Raw genomic sequence first — 15,826 nt, 5'->3', positions numbered from 1 at the left:
CTGTACAGCCACTCGAGGAAGTCGCCCATCCTGCCGCCGAAGAAGCCCGCCAGCGCGCCCAGCAGCGTGCCGATCACGCTGGCCACGATGGCCGCCAGCAGGCCGACGAACACCGAGGTCTGCGTGCCCTTCAGCGCCTTGGTCAGCACGTCGCGCCCGATGCGGTCGCCGCCGAACGGCAGCGTCTCGCGCTTGACGCTGTCCTCGGTCTTGAACTTCGCGGCGCGCTCGTCCCACTCCTTGTAGCGCGGCGCCAGCGGGTCGACCGCCGAGAGATCGACGTTCGGCCCCTTCGGCACCGGGATCGCGCTCTGCTCCACCGCGGCCGCCGGCCCCATGAAGGTCGGCGGCGCATTCGGCACGCCCACTTCCTTCTGCCAGCCGCGCGCCAGCAGCCCGACCGACCCCAGCAGCACCAGCAGCGCGAACGCCGCCACCACCACCATCGACACCATGCCGACACGGTCCGCCCGCAGCCGCTTCCAGGCGGCCTGCCAGACGCCCATCGATTGCCGTGCAGGCAGCCCTGCAGGAGAAAGCACCGCGCTCATTTGAGGACCACCCGGGGATCGATCAGCTTGTAGAGGATGTCCGCGCCCAGGTTCACCAGCATCGTCAGCATCGCCAGGTAGACGGTGACGGCCTGGATCACCGGGTAGTCGCTGCGGTTCACCGCGAGGATGATCTCGCGGCCCAGGCCCGGGATCGAGAAGAACACCTCGATCAGGAACGAGCCGACGAACACGCCCGGCAGCGCCAGTGCGATGTTGGTCACGATCGGGATCATCGCGTTGCGCAGCACGTGCTTGAACAGCACCGTGCGCTCGGTCATGCCCTTGGCGCGCGCGGTGCGCACGTAGTCGTGGCCGAGCTCGTCGAGGAAGAAGGTGCGGTACAGCCGCGTCTGCGGCGCGAGGCCCACCAGCAGCGCCAGCAGCACCGGCAGCGGCACGTAAGTCACGAGGTTGGTCCAGGTGCTGTCGCTCCAGCCCTGCACCGGGAACCAGCCGAGCTGGAAGCCGAACACGTACTGGCCGACGATGATGTAGACCAGGAACGAGACCGACAGCGCGATGGTGGAGATCACCATGATGCTGCGGTCGGCCAGCGAGCCACGCCGGTAGGCCACCCACATCGCGATCGGCAGCGCGAGCAGCGTGTCGAGCGCGAGGATCGGCAGCATCACCGTCAGCGTGGCCGGTGCGCGGGTCGCGAAGATGTTGCTGACGGCTTCCTGCGTGGCCCAGCTGTGGCCCCAGTCCAGCGTCACGATGCTGCGGAAGTAGATCAGCAGCTGCTGCCACACCGGCTTGTTCAGCCCGAGCTGCTCGCGGATCGCATCCACCTGCTGCGGGGTGGCGTTCAGGCCGCCGAGGATTTCGGCGGGGTCGCCACCGAAGTACTTGAAGAGGAAGAACACCAGCAGCACCACCCCGATCAAGGTCGGGATCATTTGCCACAGGCGCCGTATCAGGTAGGCCGCCATATCGTCGTGAGCGTCTCGGGTCGAGAAAAGAGGACCGGCCCGCCCCGCCGGCCCGGGTCGGGAGGCGGCACATGCCGGAATCTGGGCAGGCGCGAGTCTAAGGCCCGGTCCGAAGCCCCCTTCCCCGCGTTTGCCCTCAGGAACTTCGCAGCGCACGCAACTTGCATGCCGATCGGAAGTTCCCCGCGTGCAGGCCGGGGCAAGCCCGGAGGCCAGCGGCCCCGGGCAGGCCCTAGACTTCGCGCCTTCGGCATGCCGCCGCGCCACGAGCGCCGGCGGCGTGCCCTCCCACCAGGAGTTCGTGACCATGATCCGACGCGGCGCAGCCTGGCTGCTCGCCTTGCTTGCCTTCCTCGCCTCGGCCGCGGCACCCGCGCAGCCGGCGGCCCCAGCGCCCAAGGTGCTTCGCTATGCCTTCCCGGTCGCCGAGACCGGCTTCGACCCGGTGCAGCTGAGCGATCTCTATTCGCGCACCGTCACCGCCGGCATCTTCGAGACCCCGCTGACCTTCGACTACCTCGCGCGGCCGGTCCGCATGAAGCCGAACACCGCGGCGGCGCTGCCGGAGATCAGCGACGACTTCAAGACCTTCACGTTCCGCCTGAAGCCGGGCACGTACTTCCAGGACGACCCCGCCTTCAAGGGCCGGCGCCGCGAACTGGTCGCGCAGGACTACGTCTACACGCTGAAGCGCCACTACGACCCGCAGTGGAAGAGCCCCAACCTGTACCTGCTCGAGAACGCGAAGCTGCTCGGGCTGTCGGAGCTGCGACAGCAGGTGATCGCTTCGAAGCAGCCGTTCCCGTACGACCGCGAGGTCGACGGCCTGCGCGCGCTCGACCGCTACACCTTCCAGGTCAAGCTGGCCGAGCCGTCGCCGCGCTTCCACCAGCAGATCATGACCGACGCCGGCGCGTTCGGCGCGATGGCGCGCGAGGTGGTCGAGTTCTACGGCACGGCGATCATGGCGCACCCGGTGGGCACCGGCCCGTTCCGGCTCGCCGACTGGCGCCGCAGCTCGCTGATCGTGCTGGAGCGCAACCCCGGCTTCCGCGAGCTGCGCTACGACGAGGAGGCGCCCGCCGACGACCCGCGCTCGCAGGCCATCGCCCGCGCGATGAAGGGCAAGCGCATCCCGATGCTCGACCGCGTCGAGATCTCGATCATCGAGGAGACGCAGCCGCGCTGGCTGAGTTTCCTGAACCGCCAGAGCGATTTCCTCGACCGGCTGCCGGCCGAGTTCTCGGGCATCGCGATCCCGCGCAACCGCCTTGCGCCCAACCTCGCGAAGCAGGGCATCCAGATGGACCAGGCGCCGCTGGTCGATGCGGTGATCGCCGGCTTCTTCAACCACGAAAACCCGGTGGTCGGCGGCTACACGCCCGAGAAGGTGGCGCTGCGGCGTGCGATCTCGCTGGCCTACAACACGCCGGCCGAGCTGCAGATCGCGCGCAAGAACCAGGCGATTCCGGCGCAGACCGCGATCGCCCCCGCCGTGTACGGCTACGACCCGACGGTCAAGACCGAGATGAGCGACTACGACCCCGACCGGGCGCGCGCGCTGCTCGACACCTACGGGTATGTCGACCGCGACGGCGACGGCTGGCGCGACCTGCCCGACGGCAGCCCGCTGCTGATCGAATACTCGACCCAGCCCGACCAGCTGAGCCGCCAGCTCGTCGAGCTGTGGGACAAGAGCATGCGCGCGGTCAACATCCGCATGGTCTTCAGGACCGCGAAGTGGCCGGAGAACCTGAAGGCCTCGCGCGCCGGCAAGCTGATGATGTGGGGCGTGGCCTGGAGCGCGACGACGCCGGATGCCGACACCTTCCTCGCGCTCGCGTACGGCCCGAACAAGGGCGGCGCCAACCACTCGCGCTTCGACCTGCCGGCCTTCAACGCGCTGTTCGAGAAGCAGGGCCGCATGCCCGACGGCCCCGAGCGCGAGGCGGTGCTGCGCGAGGCGAGCAAGCTGATGGTGGCCTACCTGCCGTACAAGATCAGCGCGCACCGCATCGCCACCGACCTGATGCACCCCTGGGTGCTGGGCTACCGCCGCAACCCGTTCATCCGCGAGTTCTGGAAATTCCTCGACATCGACACCGCGCTCGAGCAAGCGCGCACTGCCCCATGATCCGACGCCTCCTCCTGATCGCCGCTGCCGCGCTGGCGGCCGTGGCCGCCACCGCCGGCCACGCCGCCGCACAACCGCAGGCCGCTTCGGCGCCGCCCACCGGCGCGCCGTTCGCGAAGACCTTTCGCTGGGCCTTCGTGGCCGCCGAGACCGGGTTCGATCCGGTGAAGATCAGCGACCTGTACTCGCGCTACGTGACCACGCACCTGTTCGAGGCGCTGGTCCGCTACGACTACCTGGCCCGCCCGTTCAAGGTGCGGCCCGAGGCGGCGGCCGCGATGCCCGAGGTGTCGGAGGATTTCCGCACCTACACCTTCCGCATCCGCCCGGGCGTCTACTTCCAGGACGACCCGGCCTTCAAGGGCCAGCGGCGCGAGCTGGTGGCGCAGGATTTCGCGTATGCGATCAAGCGCTTCTTCGACCCCGCCAACGCGAGCCCGGCCTACTCCGACATGAACGACCAGGGCTTCGTCGGCCTGGACGAACTGCGCCAGCAGGCGATCGCGAAGAAGACGCCGTTCGACTACGACAAGCCGGTCGAAGGCCTGCGCGCGCTCGACCGCTACACGCTGCAGGTCAAGCTGAAGAGCCCGCGCCCGCGCCTGCTCTACACGCTGGCCGACAGCAGCCTGTACGGCGCGGTCGCGCGCGAGGTGGTGGAGCACTACGGCAGCGAGATCTCCGCGCACCCGGTGGGCACCGGGCCGTTCCGGCTCGCGTCATGGCGGCGCAGCTCGCAGATCGTGCTGGAGCGCAACCCCGGCTACCACGAGGCCTTCTACGACGCCGAGCCGAATGCCGACGACGCCGAGGGCCAGGCGCTGCTGCAGCGCTTCAAGGGCCGGCGGCTGCCGATGATCGACCGTGTCGAGTTGTCGATCATCGAGGAGAGCCAGCCGCGCTGGCTGGCCTTCCTGAACCGCGAGATCGACCTGATCTCGGTGCCGCTGGAGTTCGCGAACCAGGCGGCGCCGAACGGCAAGCTGGCGCCGAACCTGGCCAAGCGCGGCATCCGGATGCAGCGCGTCGTCAACCCCGACCGCACGCTGTACTACTTCAACATGGAAGACCCGGTCGTCGGCGGCTACACGCCCGAGAAGGTCGCGCTGCGCCGCGCGATCCGGCTGGCCACCGACGTGCCGCGCGAGATCGCCGGCGTGCGCCGCGGCCAGGCGATCCCGGCGCAGAGCATGGTGGCGCCCGCCACCTTCGGCTACGACCCGAACTACAAGACCGAGAACAGCGACTACAACGTGCCGCGCGCGAAGGCGCTGCTCGACATGTACGGGTACGTCGACCGCAACGGCGACGGCTGGCGCGAGATGCCCGACGGCAGCCCGCTCGTGATCCAGTACGCCACCTCGCCGGACAGCCTGTCGCGCCAGTTCGACGAGCTGTGGAAGAAGAACATGGATGCGATCGGCGTGCGCATCGAGATCAAGCCGGCCCAGTGGCCGGAGAACCTGAAGGCGGCGCGTGCCGGCCAGCTGATGGTCTGGCAGCTCGGCTACACCGCATCGACACCCGACGTGCAGGACGCGATGCAGCTGCTGTACGGCCCGGCCTCCGGCGGGCAGAATCTCGGGCGCTTCAAGAACGCGCGCTTCGACGAGATCTACGAGCGCATGCAGAGCATCGGCGACGGCCCGGAGCGGCTGGCGCTGCTCGACGAGGCGAACCGCATCGCGACGGCGCTGGCGCCGCACAAGTACAACGTGCACCGCATCGTGACCGACCTGACGCAGCCATGGGTGATCGGGTACCGCAGGCCGTTCTTCGTCAGCCGCTTCTGGCAGTACCTCGACATCGACGACAGCCTGCGGGGCGCCCGCTGAACGGCGCGGCGCTGCAGGCATGACGCTGACGCGCCGCACCTGGCTTGCCGCCTCGGCGGCGTTGTCGTGCGGTGCGCCGCGCCGCGCCGACGCGGCCGACAAGACGCTGCGCCTGGCCTTCAGCGTGGCCGAGACCGGCTTCGATCCGTGCCAGATCTCCGACGTCAACTCCGCGCAGGTGGCGAGCGCGATCTTCGAGCCGCCGCTCACCTACGACTACCTCGCGCGCCCGGTCAAGCTGCGCCCGAACACCGCCGTCGCGCTGCCCGAGATCAGCGACAACTTCAAGACCTTCACCTTCCGCATCCGCCCCGGCATCTTCTTCGCCGACGACCCGGCCTTCGGCGGCACGCCGCGCGAGCTGGTCGCGCAGGACTACGTCTACAGCGTCAAGCGCTTCTACGACCCGCGCCTGAACTGCGAGAACATCTACGTGTTCGAGAACGCGAAGCTGCGCGACCTGAGCGAGCTGCGCGCGCAGGCGCGCCGCAGCGGCAAGCCGTTCGACTACGACCGCGAGGTGGAAGGCATCCGCGCGCTCGACCGCTACACCTTGCGCATCCGCCTGGCCGAGCCGAACCCGCGCTTCCACCACTGGTTCACGCAGGGCGCGCTGGTCGGCGCGGTCGCGCGCGAGGTGGTCGAGCACTACGGCGCCGAAATCGCCGCGCACCCGGTGGGCACCGGCCCGTTCATGCTCGCGGCCTGGCGCCGCGGCTCGCGCATCGAGCTCGTGCGCAACCCGCGCTTTCGCGAGCTGCACTTCGAGGCCGAGCCGGCACCCGGCGATGCGCCCGCGCAGGAGATCGCGCGCCAGCTGGCCGGCCGGCGCCTGCCGGTGGCCGGGCGCATCGAGGTCAGCGTGATCGTCGAGGCGCAGCCGCGCTGGCTCGCCTTCGTCAACGGCGCGCTCGACGTGCTGGAGCTGCCGGTGGAGTTCACGCCGATCGCGGCGCCCGGCAACCGCATCGCGCCGCACCTCGCGCGCCAGGGCGTGCGGCTGCAACGCAGTGCGCTGGCCGACATGGCGCTGACCTACTTCAACATGGACGACCCGGTGGTCGGCGGCAATGCGCCGGACAAGGTCGCGCTGCGCCGCGCGATCTGCCTGGCCTATGACAACCGGCAGGATCTCGAGGACCTGCGCCACGGCCAGGGCATCCCGGCGCAGTCGGTGGTCGCGCCGTTCACCTCGGGCTATGAAGACGACTACCGCAGCACGATGAGCGAAACGAGCGTCGCGCGCGCGGCCGCGCTGCTCGACCTGTACGGCTACGTCGACCGCGACGGCGACGGCTGGCGCGAGGCGCCCGACGGCCGCCCGCTGGTGCTGCGGCTCGCGTCGCGGCCGGACCAGCGGCAGCGCCAGTTCAACGAGCTGTGGCGCAAGTGCATGGCGGCGGTGGGGCTGCGCATCGCGTTCGACATCGCGAGCTGGCCCGAGCTGCTGAAGATGGGGCGCGCCGGCAAGCTGATGATGTGGGGCTTCAGCTGGGTGGCGGGCACGCCGGACGGCGGCTTCTTCCTCGGCATCGGCTACGGGCCGAACGCGAACGAATCGAACGATGCGCACTTCTCGCTGCCGGCCTACGATCGCCTGTTCGAGCGGCAGAACGTGCTGCCCGACGGGCCCGAGCGGCTGGCGCTGATGCGCGAGGCGAAGAACATCCTGGTGGCGTACATGCCGTACAAGGCGCATGTGCACACCGTCGTCAGCGACGTGCTGCAGCGGCGCGTGATCGGGCACCTGAGGCATCCGTTCATGCGCGACACCTGGCAATACCTGGGCATTGAGTGAGTTCACCATGGCCGTACCGCGACCCCAGATCCTGCGCTACACCGACTGGCTGGCCCGCGAGCGCGGGCTGCGGTTCGATGCGACCACCAACGAAGGCTACGACGCGCTGTGGCGCTGGTCCGTCACCGATCTCGAGGCGTTCTGGCGCTCGATCTGGGAGTTCTATGGCCTGCAGTCGCCGACGCCGTTCACGCAGGTGCTGGCCGACGACCGCATGCCGGGCGCGCGCTGGTTCGACGGCGCGCAGCTGAACTACGCGCAGCAGGTGTTCCGCCATGCCGACGCGGCGCATGCGGCCGGGCATCCGGCGATCGTTTTCCAGGACGAGCGGCTGCGCGACTGCGCGAGCCTGCTCGAATGGAGCTGGCCGAAGCTGCGCCGCCAGGTGGCCTCGCTCGCGGCGCACTACCGGCAGCTGGGCATCGTGCGCGGCGACCGCATCTGCGCCTTCATGCCGAACACGCCGCAGGCGGTGGTCGCGTTCCTCGCGGCCGCCAGCCTCGGCGCGGTGTGGTCGGTCTGCTCGCCCGACATGGGGCCGGTCGCGGTGCTCGACCGCTTCCGGCAGATCGAGCCGACGCTGCTGGTCGGCTGCGACGGCTATGTGCATGGCGGCAACACGCACGACCGGCTCGCGCTGCTGCAGGACCTCGTGAAGGCGCTGCCGACGCTGAAGCACGTGCTGCTGTGGCGCAACCTCGGCGACGCGCTGCCGGCCGGCTGGCACGACTTCGACGCGCTGCTGTGCGGCGACGCGCCGCTGCAGGTCGACCCGCTGCCGTTCGACCACCCGCTGTGGATCGTCTACTCCAGCGGCACCACCGGGCTGCCGAAGGCGATCGTGCACGGCCATGGCGGCGTCGTGCTGGAGCACCTGAAGTTCATGGGCCTGCACAACGACCTGGGCCCGAGCGCCGAGGGCGGCGACCGCTTCCACTGGTACAGCGCGACCGGCTGGATCATGTGGAACTGCCAGCTCGCCGGGCTGCTGAACGGCACGACGATCTGCCTGTACGACGGCAGCCCGGCGGGGCGCAGCGGGCAGCCCGACTGGAACACGCTGTGGCGCTTCGTCGCCGACGCGAAGGCGACCTTCTTCGGTGCCGGTGCCGCGTTCTTCGCGAGCTGCATGAAGGCCGGCATCGAGCCGGCGCGCCTGCCGGGGCTGGCGCGGCTGCGCGCGCTCGGCAGCACCGGCTCGCCGCTGTCGGCCGACGTGTACCGCTGGGCGGCGCAGCACCTGCCGCGCGTCGCCGACCGGCCGATGTGGCTGACCTCGCTGTCGGGCGGCACCGATTTCGCCGGCGCCTTCGTGGCCGGCCTGCCGACGCTGCCGGTGGTCGAAGGCGAGATGCAGTGCCGCTGCCTGGGCGCCGCGGTCGAGGCCTGGAGCGAGCCCGATCCGGCGACCGGCCGAGGGCAGGCGCTCGTCGACGAGGTCGGCGAGCTGGTGTGCACGCGGCCGATGCCGTCGATGCCGCTGTATTTCTGGGGCGATGCCGACGGGCAGCGGTATCGGGAGAGCTACTTCGACATGTACCCCGAAGGGAATGGAAGACCTGCGGTGTGGCGCCACGGCGACTGGCTGCGCATCACGCCGCGCGGCGGCGCGATCATCTACGGCCGCAGCGACGCGACGATCAACCGCCACGGCATCCGCATGGGCACGGCCGAGCTGTACCGCGCGGTCGAGGCGCTGCCCGAGGTGCTCGACAGCCTGGTGGTCGACCTGGAGTACCTGGGGCGCGAGAGCTGGATGCCGTTGTTCGTCGTGCTGCGCGAAGGCCGCGTGCTCGACGAGGCGCTGGTCGCGCGGCTGAAGCAGGAGATCCGCAGCGCGCTGTCGGCGCGACATGTGCCGAACGAGATCTTCCAGGTGGACGCGATCCCGCGCACGCTGTCGGGCAAGAAGATGGAGCTGCCGGTGAAGAAGCTGCTGATGGGCACGCCGGCCGAGCAGGTGTTCAAGCTCGACGCGATGGCGAATGCGGGCAGCGTGGCGTGGTTCGCCGAGTTCGCGCGGCGCCGCAACGCCAGTTAGAGAGGCAGCTCGGTGAAATAGCGGCCGCCGTGATAGATCAGCGGTTGTGCGCCCTCGCGCCGCTCGCAGCGCTCSACCTCGCCSACGAAGATSACGTGGTCSCCTTCTTCGTACYGGCTGCGGTTGAAGCACTCGAACACCGCGGCCACGCCTTCGAGCACCGGTGCGCCGCCGACGCCTTCGCGGAAACGCAGCCCGGCGAAGCGGTCGACGTCTTTCGCGGCGAAGCGCTCGGCCAGCGGGCGCTGGTCGGCGGCAAGGATGTTGATCGCATAGTGCGAGCCGCGCGTGAACGCCGGCATCGATCCGGCGCGCCGCGACAGGCTCCACAGCACCAGCGGCGGCGACAGCGACACCGAATTGAACGAATTGGCGGTCAGGCCGACCGGGTTGCCGTGCAGGTCGCACGCGGTGACGATCGTGACGCCGGTGGCGAACATCCCGAGCGCAACGCGGAACTCCTGGGCCGAGAAACTGGGTGCCATGGGGCGCAGCATTGCATTCATGCCGGAATTGTGGAGGGCGGCGGCAGGCGCCGCCAACTCTCATTTGAGGGGGTCGGGCAGCTCCTACACTCGTTCAGCATGACACGATACCCGATGATTCGGCGGGCGCTGCAGGGCGTCTGCATGATGTTGGCCTGGGCGCTCGCGCCGCCGGCGCAGGCCGAGGCGCCCTGCGCCGAGCTGGTCCGCCGCCTGCCGAACCTCGGCACCGCGCTGTGCGAGCGTGCCGCGCTGAAGCCGTCCGGCGCCGCGTCGGTGAAGGGCGTGGCGCTTTACCAGCGCGACGTGCCGGCACCCCAGCCGCTGCTGCTGCCCGACGACCCGCCGCCGCCCGCGCCGCGCCGCGTGCTGGTGCTGGGCGGCATCCACGGCGACGAGCTGTCGTCGAGCGCGCTCGTCTTCCACTGGATCGCCCAGGCCGGCGACACCGGCGCCGGCCTGGACTGGCGCTTCGTTCCGGCGCTGAACCCCGACGGCCTGCTGCTGCCGAAGCCGACGCGCACCAATGCGCACGGCGTCGACCTGAACCGCAACTTCCCGACGCCGCACTGGGACAGCGACGCGCCGGTCTACTGGCTCAAGCGCACGAAGAAGGACCCGCGGCGCTGGCCGGGCCCGAACGCGCTGTCGGAGCCCGAGGCCCGTTTCGTGACCGACACGATCGAGCGCTGGAAGCCGGACGTGATCGTCACGGTGCACGCGCCGTACGGCGTGCTCGATTTCGACGGCCCGAGCGTGCCGCCGCAGCGGCTCGGGCGGCTCTACCTCGACCGCGTCGGCATCTTCCCCGGCTCGCTCGGCCACTACGGCGGCGTGCACAAGGGCGTGCCGGTGGTGACGATCGAGCTGCCGAGCGCGATCCGCACGCCGACCGACGCCGAGATGCGCCAGATGTGGCTCGACCTGCTGCGCTGGCTGGACGAACGGCTCGCGCTGCGGGAACATCGCTGAACCGCCCGGACCTCCCGCCATGACCTCGCTCGCCCGCCACCTCTACGCCAGCGCCCACAACAATGCGTGGGCCAACCACCGGCTGCTGCAGGCCTGCGGGCAACTGACGCAGGATGAGTTCAGCGCGTCGCGCACCGGCTTCTTCCCGTCGATCCGCGCGACGCTGAACCACAACCTGACGGTCGACGACTACTACCTCGACGCGATCGAGCGCAGCCTGCGCGGCGACCCACCGCACCCCGCCCCCGGTTCGTTCTTCGACCCCGAGGAGCCGTGCGCGACCTGCGCCGAACTGGTGGCCGCGCAGCAGCGCATGGACCAGCGCCTGCTCGCCGTCGCCCACGCGCTGCTGGCCGATGGCGCGCTGCTGGAGCGCGTGATCGAGGTGCCACGCACCCAGCGCATCGACCGCGAGCCGCTGCACCGCCTGCTGGCCCACCTCTACCAGCACCAGGTGCACCACCGCGGCCAGGCGCATTCGATGCTGTCGGGCACGCGGGTCGCRCCGCCGCAGCTCGACGAGTTCTTCTGCGTCAACGACCTGGAGCGGCGCGAGGGCGATTTCCGTGCGCTGGGTGTCACTGAGCCAGGAATCTGGCAGGGGATCTGAGAGTCGGGCAGCCTGCCTGCACACGGGATGTGCTGCGTGACCCATGCGTTCTGTGTCAGCAACAAAGGTGGCTTCGGAGTTACTCAAGAGCATCGAAACCACCTGTTGCGACGACAAGCATGGAGATCAGCAGTACTCCGTGTGGAGCCTATCGGCCTCGACACATTTCCACCAGAAACCTTCCGCCCCGAACGCTCGCCCAGGCACTCGATGAGCAAGTCCCCGAGTTGTCCACCGAAGTTCGACAGGCTCTGCTTCACGCTCGCGCGGGCCCCGATGTCGATCTTTCGGAGGACCCAGCCTTGACAGCAGCGGTGGTTTCCGAATTGTCGACAGCGGTGTGGGCGGCCTGGGAAGCCGAGGCCGAAGCGGAGAACTCGGCGCTTGCCAACATCTACATGCCACCAGGGATGCCCGCCATTCCGGCAGCCGTGGCGGGGCTCAAGAACCTTGCCTTCATTCGGCTGGACGGCTACGAGGGAAGGAGTGTCGATCTGCGACCCGGCGCCGAGCCGGCCGCACCTCGGCAAATCGTGTTGGACATCCAGGCCCTGCAACCGACGACCGTGCACATCCTGCGGATGGACGACGTGTTTCAACTCGATGCCGGAAATCAACCGTTGCGGTTGGTGATTCACAACGCCAGCGGAGGTTGCGATTTCGGATCCGTTCCCGTGGCCCAAGTACGTTGGGAATCGATTGATTCGTCGACGGACTCGTATGACGAACTACTGGAAACCAACGAGGAAGAATCGCTGTCGGAGGCCTCGGAGACCTCGCCGCGCAGGGCCGTCGTCTCGCTCATGAACCCCGGTGGGTTCATCGAGATGGGCCAAGGCCTGGTGTGCAATGGTGATGTCCGCCTCGTCACATCTCGCCTTGATTCCTGCACGTTCATTGCGGGGTTCAACGCAAACACGGGTGCATCCGGGGCCTATCACTACGGTGCGGAAACCTTTCGGCAGCGAGGCGTTCTGGCCGACATGACACAGTGGCTCGCGGCGTTGCAGCCGACTCGGGCAACTCTGGTGTTTGCGAAGGCTGAAGCGTCATCCCGGGATTTCATATCGCAATCCCTGTTCAAGGGCGCCTCGGCGCGCGATCGCACGGTGCTTCTCAAATGGCTGGCCAACGAAGGCAACCCCGTCGTGACGACGATCGATGCCAACTCGGCGGCCATGGAATGCATCGCCGGCGCATTTCGCGTCGGGACCATCAGCGACCTGAGCCTGGGCGTGGGAGGCGCTACCAACCTGGGTCGCTGCGAAGCCGGCGAGTACCTTGATGACGCGGGCAGAAATGTTCGCTTGTTCGGGGCCGGAGCTTGGTGACGGGTGCTCACTGTGCTCGAATCGGGAATAGACCGATCCCRTTTCGCGTAGACATCAGGTGAGCGTTCCCATCACCTTCCGCCAGCAGCTCCTCGGCACGATCCCGCGGCTGCGGCGCTATGCGCGCTCGCTGCTGATCGATGCCGCCGCGGCCGACGACCTGGTGCAGACCGCGCTGGAGCGCGCGATGTCGCACTGGCACCAGTTCGACCAGCAGCGCGACGTCCTGGTGTGGGTCATCAGCATCGCGCACAACGCCCACATGGACACGCTGCGCCGCAGCGGGCGCCTGTCGATCATGGATCCGCACGAGCTGCAGGCCGAGCAGGACCTGCGCGGCAGCGACCCCGGTGCCGACGTCGGCCTGCGCATGGACCTGGTCGCCGCGCTGCAGCGCCTGTCCATCGAGCAGCGCGAGCCGCTGCTGCTGGTGACGGTCGAGGAACTGTCCTATGCCGAATGCGCCGAGGTGCTGCGCATCCCGATCGGCACCGTGATGTCGCGCATCTCGCGCGGGCGCGCCGCGCTGCGCGCGCTGCTCGACGGCCGCGCGCCGGTGCCGTCGGCGCAGCCGCTTCGACGCGTGGTCTGAACCGGATGTCGATGATGCCCGCCCCCCTCTTCTCCTCCCCCGACGAACGCGACGACACGCTGAGCGCGTGGCTCGACGGCGAACTGCCGCCCGAGCGCCGCGCCGAGGTCGATGCCTGGCTGCAGGCCAACCCCGAAGAGGCCGCGCGCGTGCGGCTGTGGGCCGCCGACCGCGATGCGCTGCGCGCCCGCCTGGCGCCCGCGGCGACCGAGCCGGTGCCGGAACGGCTGCAGCAGCTCGTGTGGCAGCACGCGCCCGAGGCAGCCACCCCGGGGTGGCACGGCCGCGGCCAGTGGGCGGCGGCGCTCGCGATCTTCGCGCTCGGCGGCTTGATCGGCGCCGGCGCGATGTGGCGGGTGCAGCCGGCGCGCACGCTCGTCGCCCAGGCGCCGGCCGGTGGCTGGGTGCAGCGCGCAGCACTTGCGCACAGCGTCTACGTGCCCGAGCAGCGCCACCCGGTCGAGGTCGCGGTGGCCGGCAAGACCGCCGAGGAAAGCCGCGCCCAGGAAGAACACCTGTCGCGCTGGCTGAYGCGGCGCCTGAACGTGCCGGTCAAGCTGTTCGACCTGCGCGAGCAGGGCTACGAGCTGGTCGGCGGGCGGCTGCTGCCCGACGGGGCCGGCGCCGGGCCCGGTGCGCAGCTGATGTACCAGGCCAGCGGCGGCACGGCCCGCGTCACCGTCTACCTGCGCAAACCCGACGAGGCCGCGCCGGCCGCGTTCCGCTTCGAGCGCGACGGCGACGTGAACCTCTTCTACTGGGTCGAGGCCGGCACCGGCTACGCGCTGGCCGGCAGCCTGCCGCGCGAGCAGCTGCTGGCGCTGGCCGAGGCCATCTACCGGCAGCAGCCCGCCGCCAACGCGCCAAAGTAACGGCCGTCACTCACTCTCTAGAATCGGGCGATGTCCGATTCCGTCCCCGTGCAGCCTGCGCCCGCGCTGCCGTCCTCCCGGGCGGCCGTCGCCTTCCGGCTGCTGGTCGTCAGCGTGCTCGGCTTCGCGTCCGGCCTGCCGCTCGCGCTGACCGGCCAGGCGATGCAGGCCTGGCTCAGCGTCGAGGGCATCGACATGGCGACCATCGGCTTCCTCAGCCTGGTCGGCCTGCCCTACACCTTCAAGTTCCTGTGGGCGCCGCTGATGGACCGCTTCGAGCTGCCCTGGCTCGGCCGGCGCCGCGGCTGGCTGGTGCTGACGCAGCTGGCGCTCGCCGGTGCCTTGCTGCTGATGGCCGCCACCTCGCCCGGCAGCGCGACGCGCAGCTTCGCGCTGCTGGCGGTGCTGGTCGCCTTCGTCTCGGCCTCGCAGGACGTGGTCGTCGACGCCTACCGCACCGACCTGCTGCCGGCCCGCGAACGCGGCCTGGGCTCGTCGCTCTACGTGCTCGGCTACCGGCTCGCGATGATCCTGTCGGGCGGCGTCGCGCTGATCTGGGTCGACCCGACGCAGGGCGGCGGCTGGTCGTGGCCCGACGTCTACCGCGTGATGGCCGGGCTGATGGTCGGCGCCGCGGTGCTGTCGGCGGTCGCGCTGCCCCGCTTGCCGCTGGCGCTGCGGCCGTCGTCGGTCGCGCGGCAGGACGTGATYGGCTTCGGCGCGGTGCTGTGCGCGGTCGCGCTCGGCTTCGTGCTGAGCGAACGCTTCGGGCCGCCGATCGCCGCGGCGCTGCTGTCGCCGTGGTGGGCCGGCAGCAGCCTGCCGGCCGCGCTGCAACAGCGCTGGACCGAGCTGCTCGCGCTGCTGCTGGGCATCGCGTTCACGCTGCCGCTGGCCGCCTGGGCGGCGCGCGCGGCCCGCTTCGAGACGCTGCTCGGGGGCTTGCGCAGCTACTTCGCGCAGCCGGGCGCCGGCGCCTTCCTCGCGTTCATCGTGCTCTACAAGCTGGGCGATGCGTTCGCCGGCTCGCTGATGACGCCGTTCCTGCTGAAGGCGATGCAGTTCGGCCCGGCCGAGGTCGGCGTCGCGAACAAGCTGATCGGCCTGTGGCTGACGATCGGCGGTGCGCTGCTCGGCGGCGCGCTGATGCTCAAGCTCGGGCTGTGGCGCGCGCTGCTGCTGTTCGGGGTGCTGCAGATGCTCAGCAACCTCGGCTTCTGGTGGCTCGCCGGCCACGGCCATGGGCTGCTGCCGGGGGTCACGATCCCGGCCTTCGACTGGACCATCGTCTGGCTGAAGCAGGCGACGCCGGTCGACGGCGGGCTGCTGATGGTCATCGCGCTCGAGAACATCACCGGCGGCATGGGCACGACCGCGTTCGTCGCGTTCCTGATGGGCCTGTGCAACCAGCGCTTCACCGCGACGCAGTACGCGCTGCTGAGCGCGTTCGCGTCGGTCGGGCGCGTCTGGGTCGGGCCGGTGGCCGGCGTCACGGCCGAGACCATCGGCTGGCCGACCTTCTTCCTGCTGTCCACCGTGCTCGCGCTGCCGGCGTTGCTGATGCTCGTGTGGCTGCGCGCGCCGGTGCAGGCGCTCGAGGTCGATCCGACACAGCTTCCGGCCGATGATTGAGTCCGGGAACCGCAACCCCATCTGCCAGTCTGAACCTG

Annotated in this window: 12 protein-coding genes and 1 pseudogene; 10 read left to right on the top strand and 3 right to left on the bottom strand. The window is 69.9% G+C overall.

The genetic code is table 11. The features are described from left to right. Both AC1D12_RS01380 and AC1D12_RS01375 read right to left on the bottom strand, forming a co-directional pair. Window positions 1–551, bottom strand: a pseudogene (locus AC1D12_RS01380) (ABC transporter permease); the annotation flags it as partial. After that, window positions 548–1,486, bottom strand: a complete 939-nt coding sequence (locus AC1D12_RS01375) for an ABC transporter permease (RefSeq protein WP_047501631.1) — start codon at window positions 1,484–1,486, stop codon at window positions 548–550. The pseudogene AC1D12_RS01380 and the gene AC1D12_RS01375, both read right to left, overlap by 4 nt. A 307-nt stretch (window positions 1,487–1,793) precedes the next feature. Between AC1D12_RS01375 and AC1D12_RS01370 the strand changes: the two genes are divergently transcribed. From AC1D12_RS01370 to AC1D12_RS01355, 4 genes are read left to right on the top strand one after another with little or no spacing between them, the layout of a single operon-like run. After that, on the top strand, window positions 1,794–3,620 hold the full coding sequence (locus AC1D12_RS01370) for an ABC transporter substrate-binding protein (protein WP_477838525.1): 1,827 nt from the start codon (window positions 1,794–1,796) through the stop codon (window positions 3,618–3,620). Then, window positions 3,617–5,455: an ABC transporter substrate-binding protein gene (locus AC1D12_RS01365; protein WP_477824639.1), complete on the top strand. Its 1,839-nt coding sequence runs from the start codon at window positions 3,617–3,619 to the stop codon at window positions 5,453–5,455. The genes AC1D12_RS01370 and AC1D12_RS01365 overlap by 4 nt, the downstream gene beginning before the upstream one ends. 19 nt (window positions 5,456–5,474) lie before the next feature. Then, the gene (locus tag AC1D12_RS01360) at window positions 5,475–7,253 is read left to right on the top strand and encodes an ABC transporter substrate-binding protein (RefSeq protein WP_477824640.1); all 1,779 of its coding nucleotides are present in this window, start codon (window positions 5,475–5,477) and stop codon (window positions 7,251–7,253) included. 7 nt (window positions 7,254–7,260) lie between these two features. Beyond that, window positions 7,261–9,294 carry an acetoacetate--CoA ligase gene (locus AC1D12_RS01355; protein WP_477824641.1) on the top strand — a complete coding sequence of 678 codons (2,034 nt, stop codon included), beginning with the start codon at window positions 7,261–7,263 and terminating at the stop codon, window positions 9,292–9,294. Here the strand turns inward: AC1D12_RS01355 and AC1D12_RS01350 are convergent. Then, the gene (locus AC1D12_RS01350) at window positions 9,291–9,779 is read right to left on the bottom strand and encodes a flavin reductase family protein (protein WP_477838523.1); all 489 of its coding nucleotides are present in this window, start codon (window positions 9,777–9,779) and stop codon (window positions 9,291–9,293) included. The two genes, AC1D12_RS01355 and AC1D12_RS01350, sit on opposite strands and share 4 nt — an antisense overlap. Window positions 9,780–9,878: 99 nt before the next feature. Between AC1D12_RS01350 and AC1D12_RS01345 the strand changes: the two genes are divergently transcribed. The 6 genes from AC1D12_RS01345 to AC1D12_RS01320 all read left to right on the top strand — a co-directional run bounded on the left by AC1D12_RS01345 (window position 9,879) and on the right by AC1D12_RS01320 (window position 15,788). Further along, complete coding sequence (locus AC1D12_RS01345) at window positions 9,879–10,751, top strand: M14 family zinc carboxypeptidase (RefSeq protein WP_477838521.1); 873 nt, start codon at window positions 9,879–9,881, stop codon at window positions 10,749–10,751. Window positions 10,752–10,770: 19 nt separating this feature from the next. Continuing rightward, complete coding sequence (locus AC1D12_RS01340; protein WP_477838519.1) at window positions 10,771–11,361, top strand: DinB family protein; 591 nt, start codon at window positions 10,771–10,773, stop codon at window positions 11,359–11,361. Between the two features lie 302 nt (window positions 11,362–11,663). Beyond that, window positions 11,664–12,692: a hypothetical protein gene (locus AC1D12_RS01335; protein ID WP_477824644.1), complete on the top strand. Its 1,029-nt coding sequence runs from the start codon at window positions 11,664–11,666 to the stop codon at window positions 12,690–12,692. Between the two features lie 58 nt (window positions 12,693–12,750). Further along, window positions 12,751–13,284, top strand: coding sequence for a sigma-70 family RNA polymerase sigma factor (locus AC1D12_RS01330; protein ID WP_477838517.1), 534 nt, complete (start codon window positions 12,751–12,753; stop codon window positions 13,282–13,284). 14 nt (window positions 13,285–13,298) lie between these two features. Then, on the top strand, window positions 13,299–14,156 hold the full coding sequence (locus AC1D12_RS01325; RefSeq protein WP_477838515.1) for an anti-sigma factor family protein: 858 nt from the start codon (window positions 13,299–13,301) through the stop codon (window positions 14,154–14,156). 30 nt (window positions 14,157–14,186) lie between these two features. Continuing rightward, window positions 14,187–15,788: an AmpG family muropeptide MFS transporter gene (locus AC1D12_RS01320; protein ID WP_477838513.1), complete on the top strand. Its 1,602-nt coding sequence runs from the start codon at window positions 14,187–14,189 to the stop codon at window positions 15,786–15,788. Window positions 15,789–15,826: the final 38 nt, after the last annotated feature.

Source organism: Rhizobacter sp. P1_G5, from assembly GCF_056405435.1.
The sequence above is the reverse complement of the archived record's forward strand: the minus strand, read 5'-3'. Positions and strand labels throughout refer to the sequence as shown.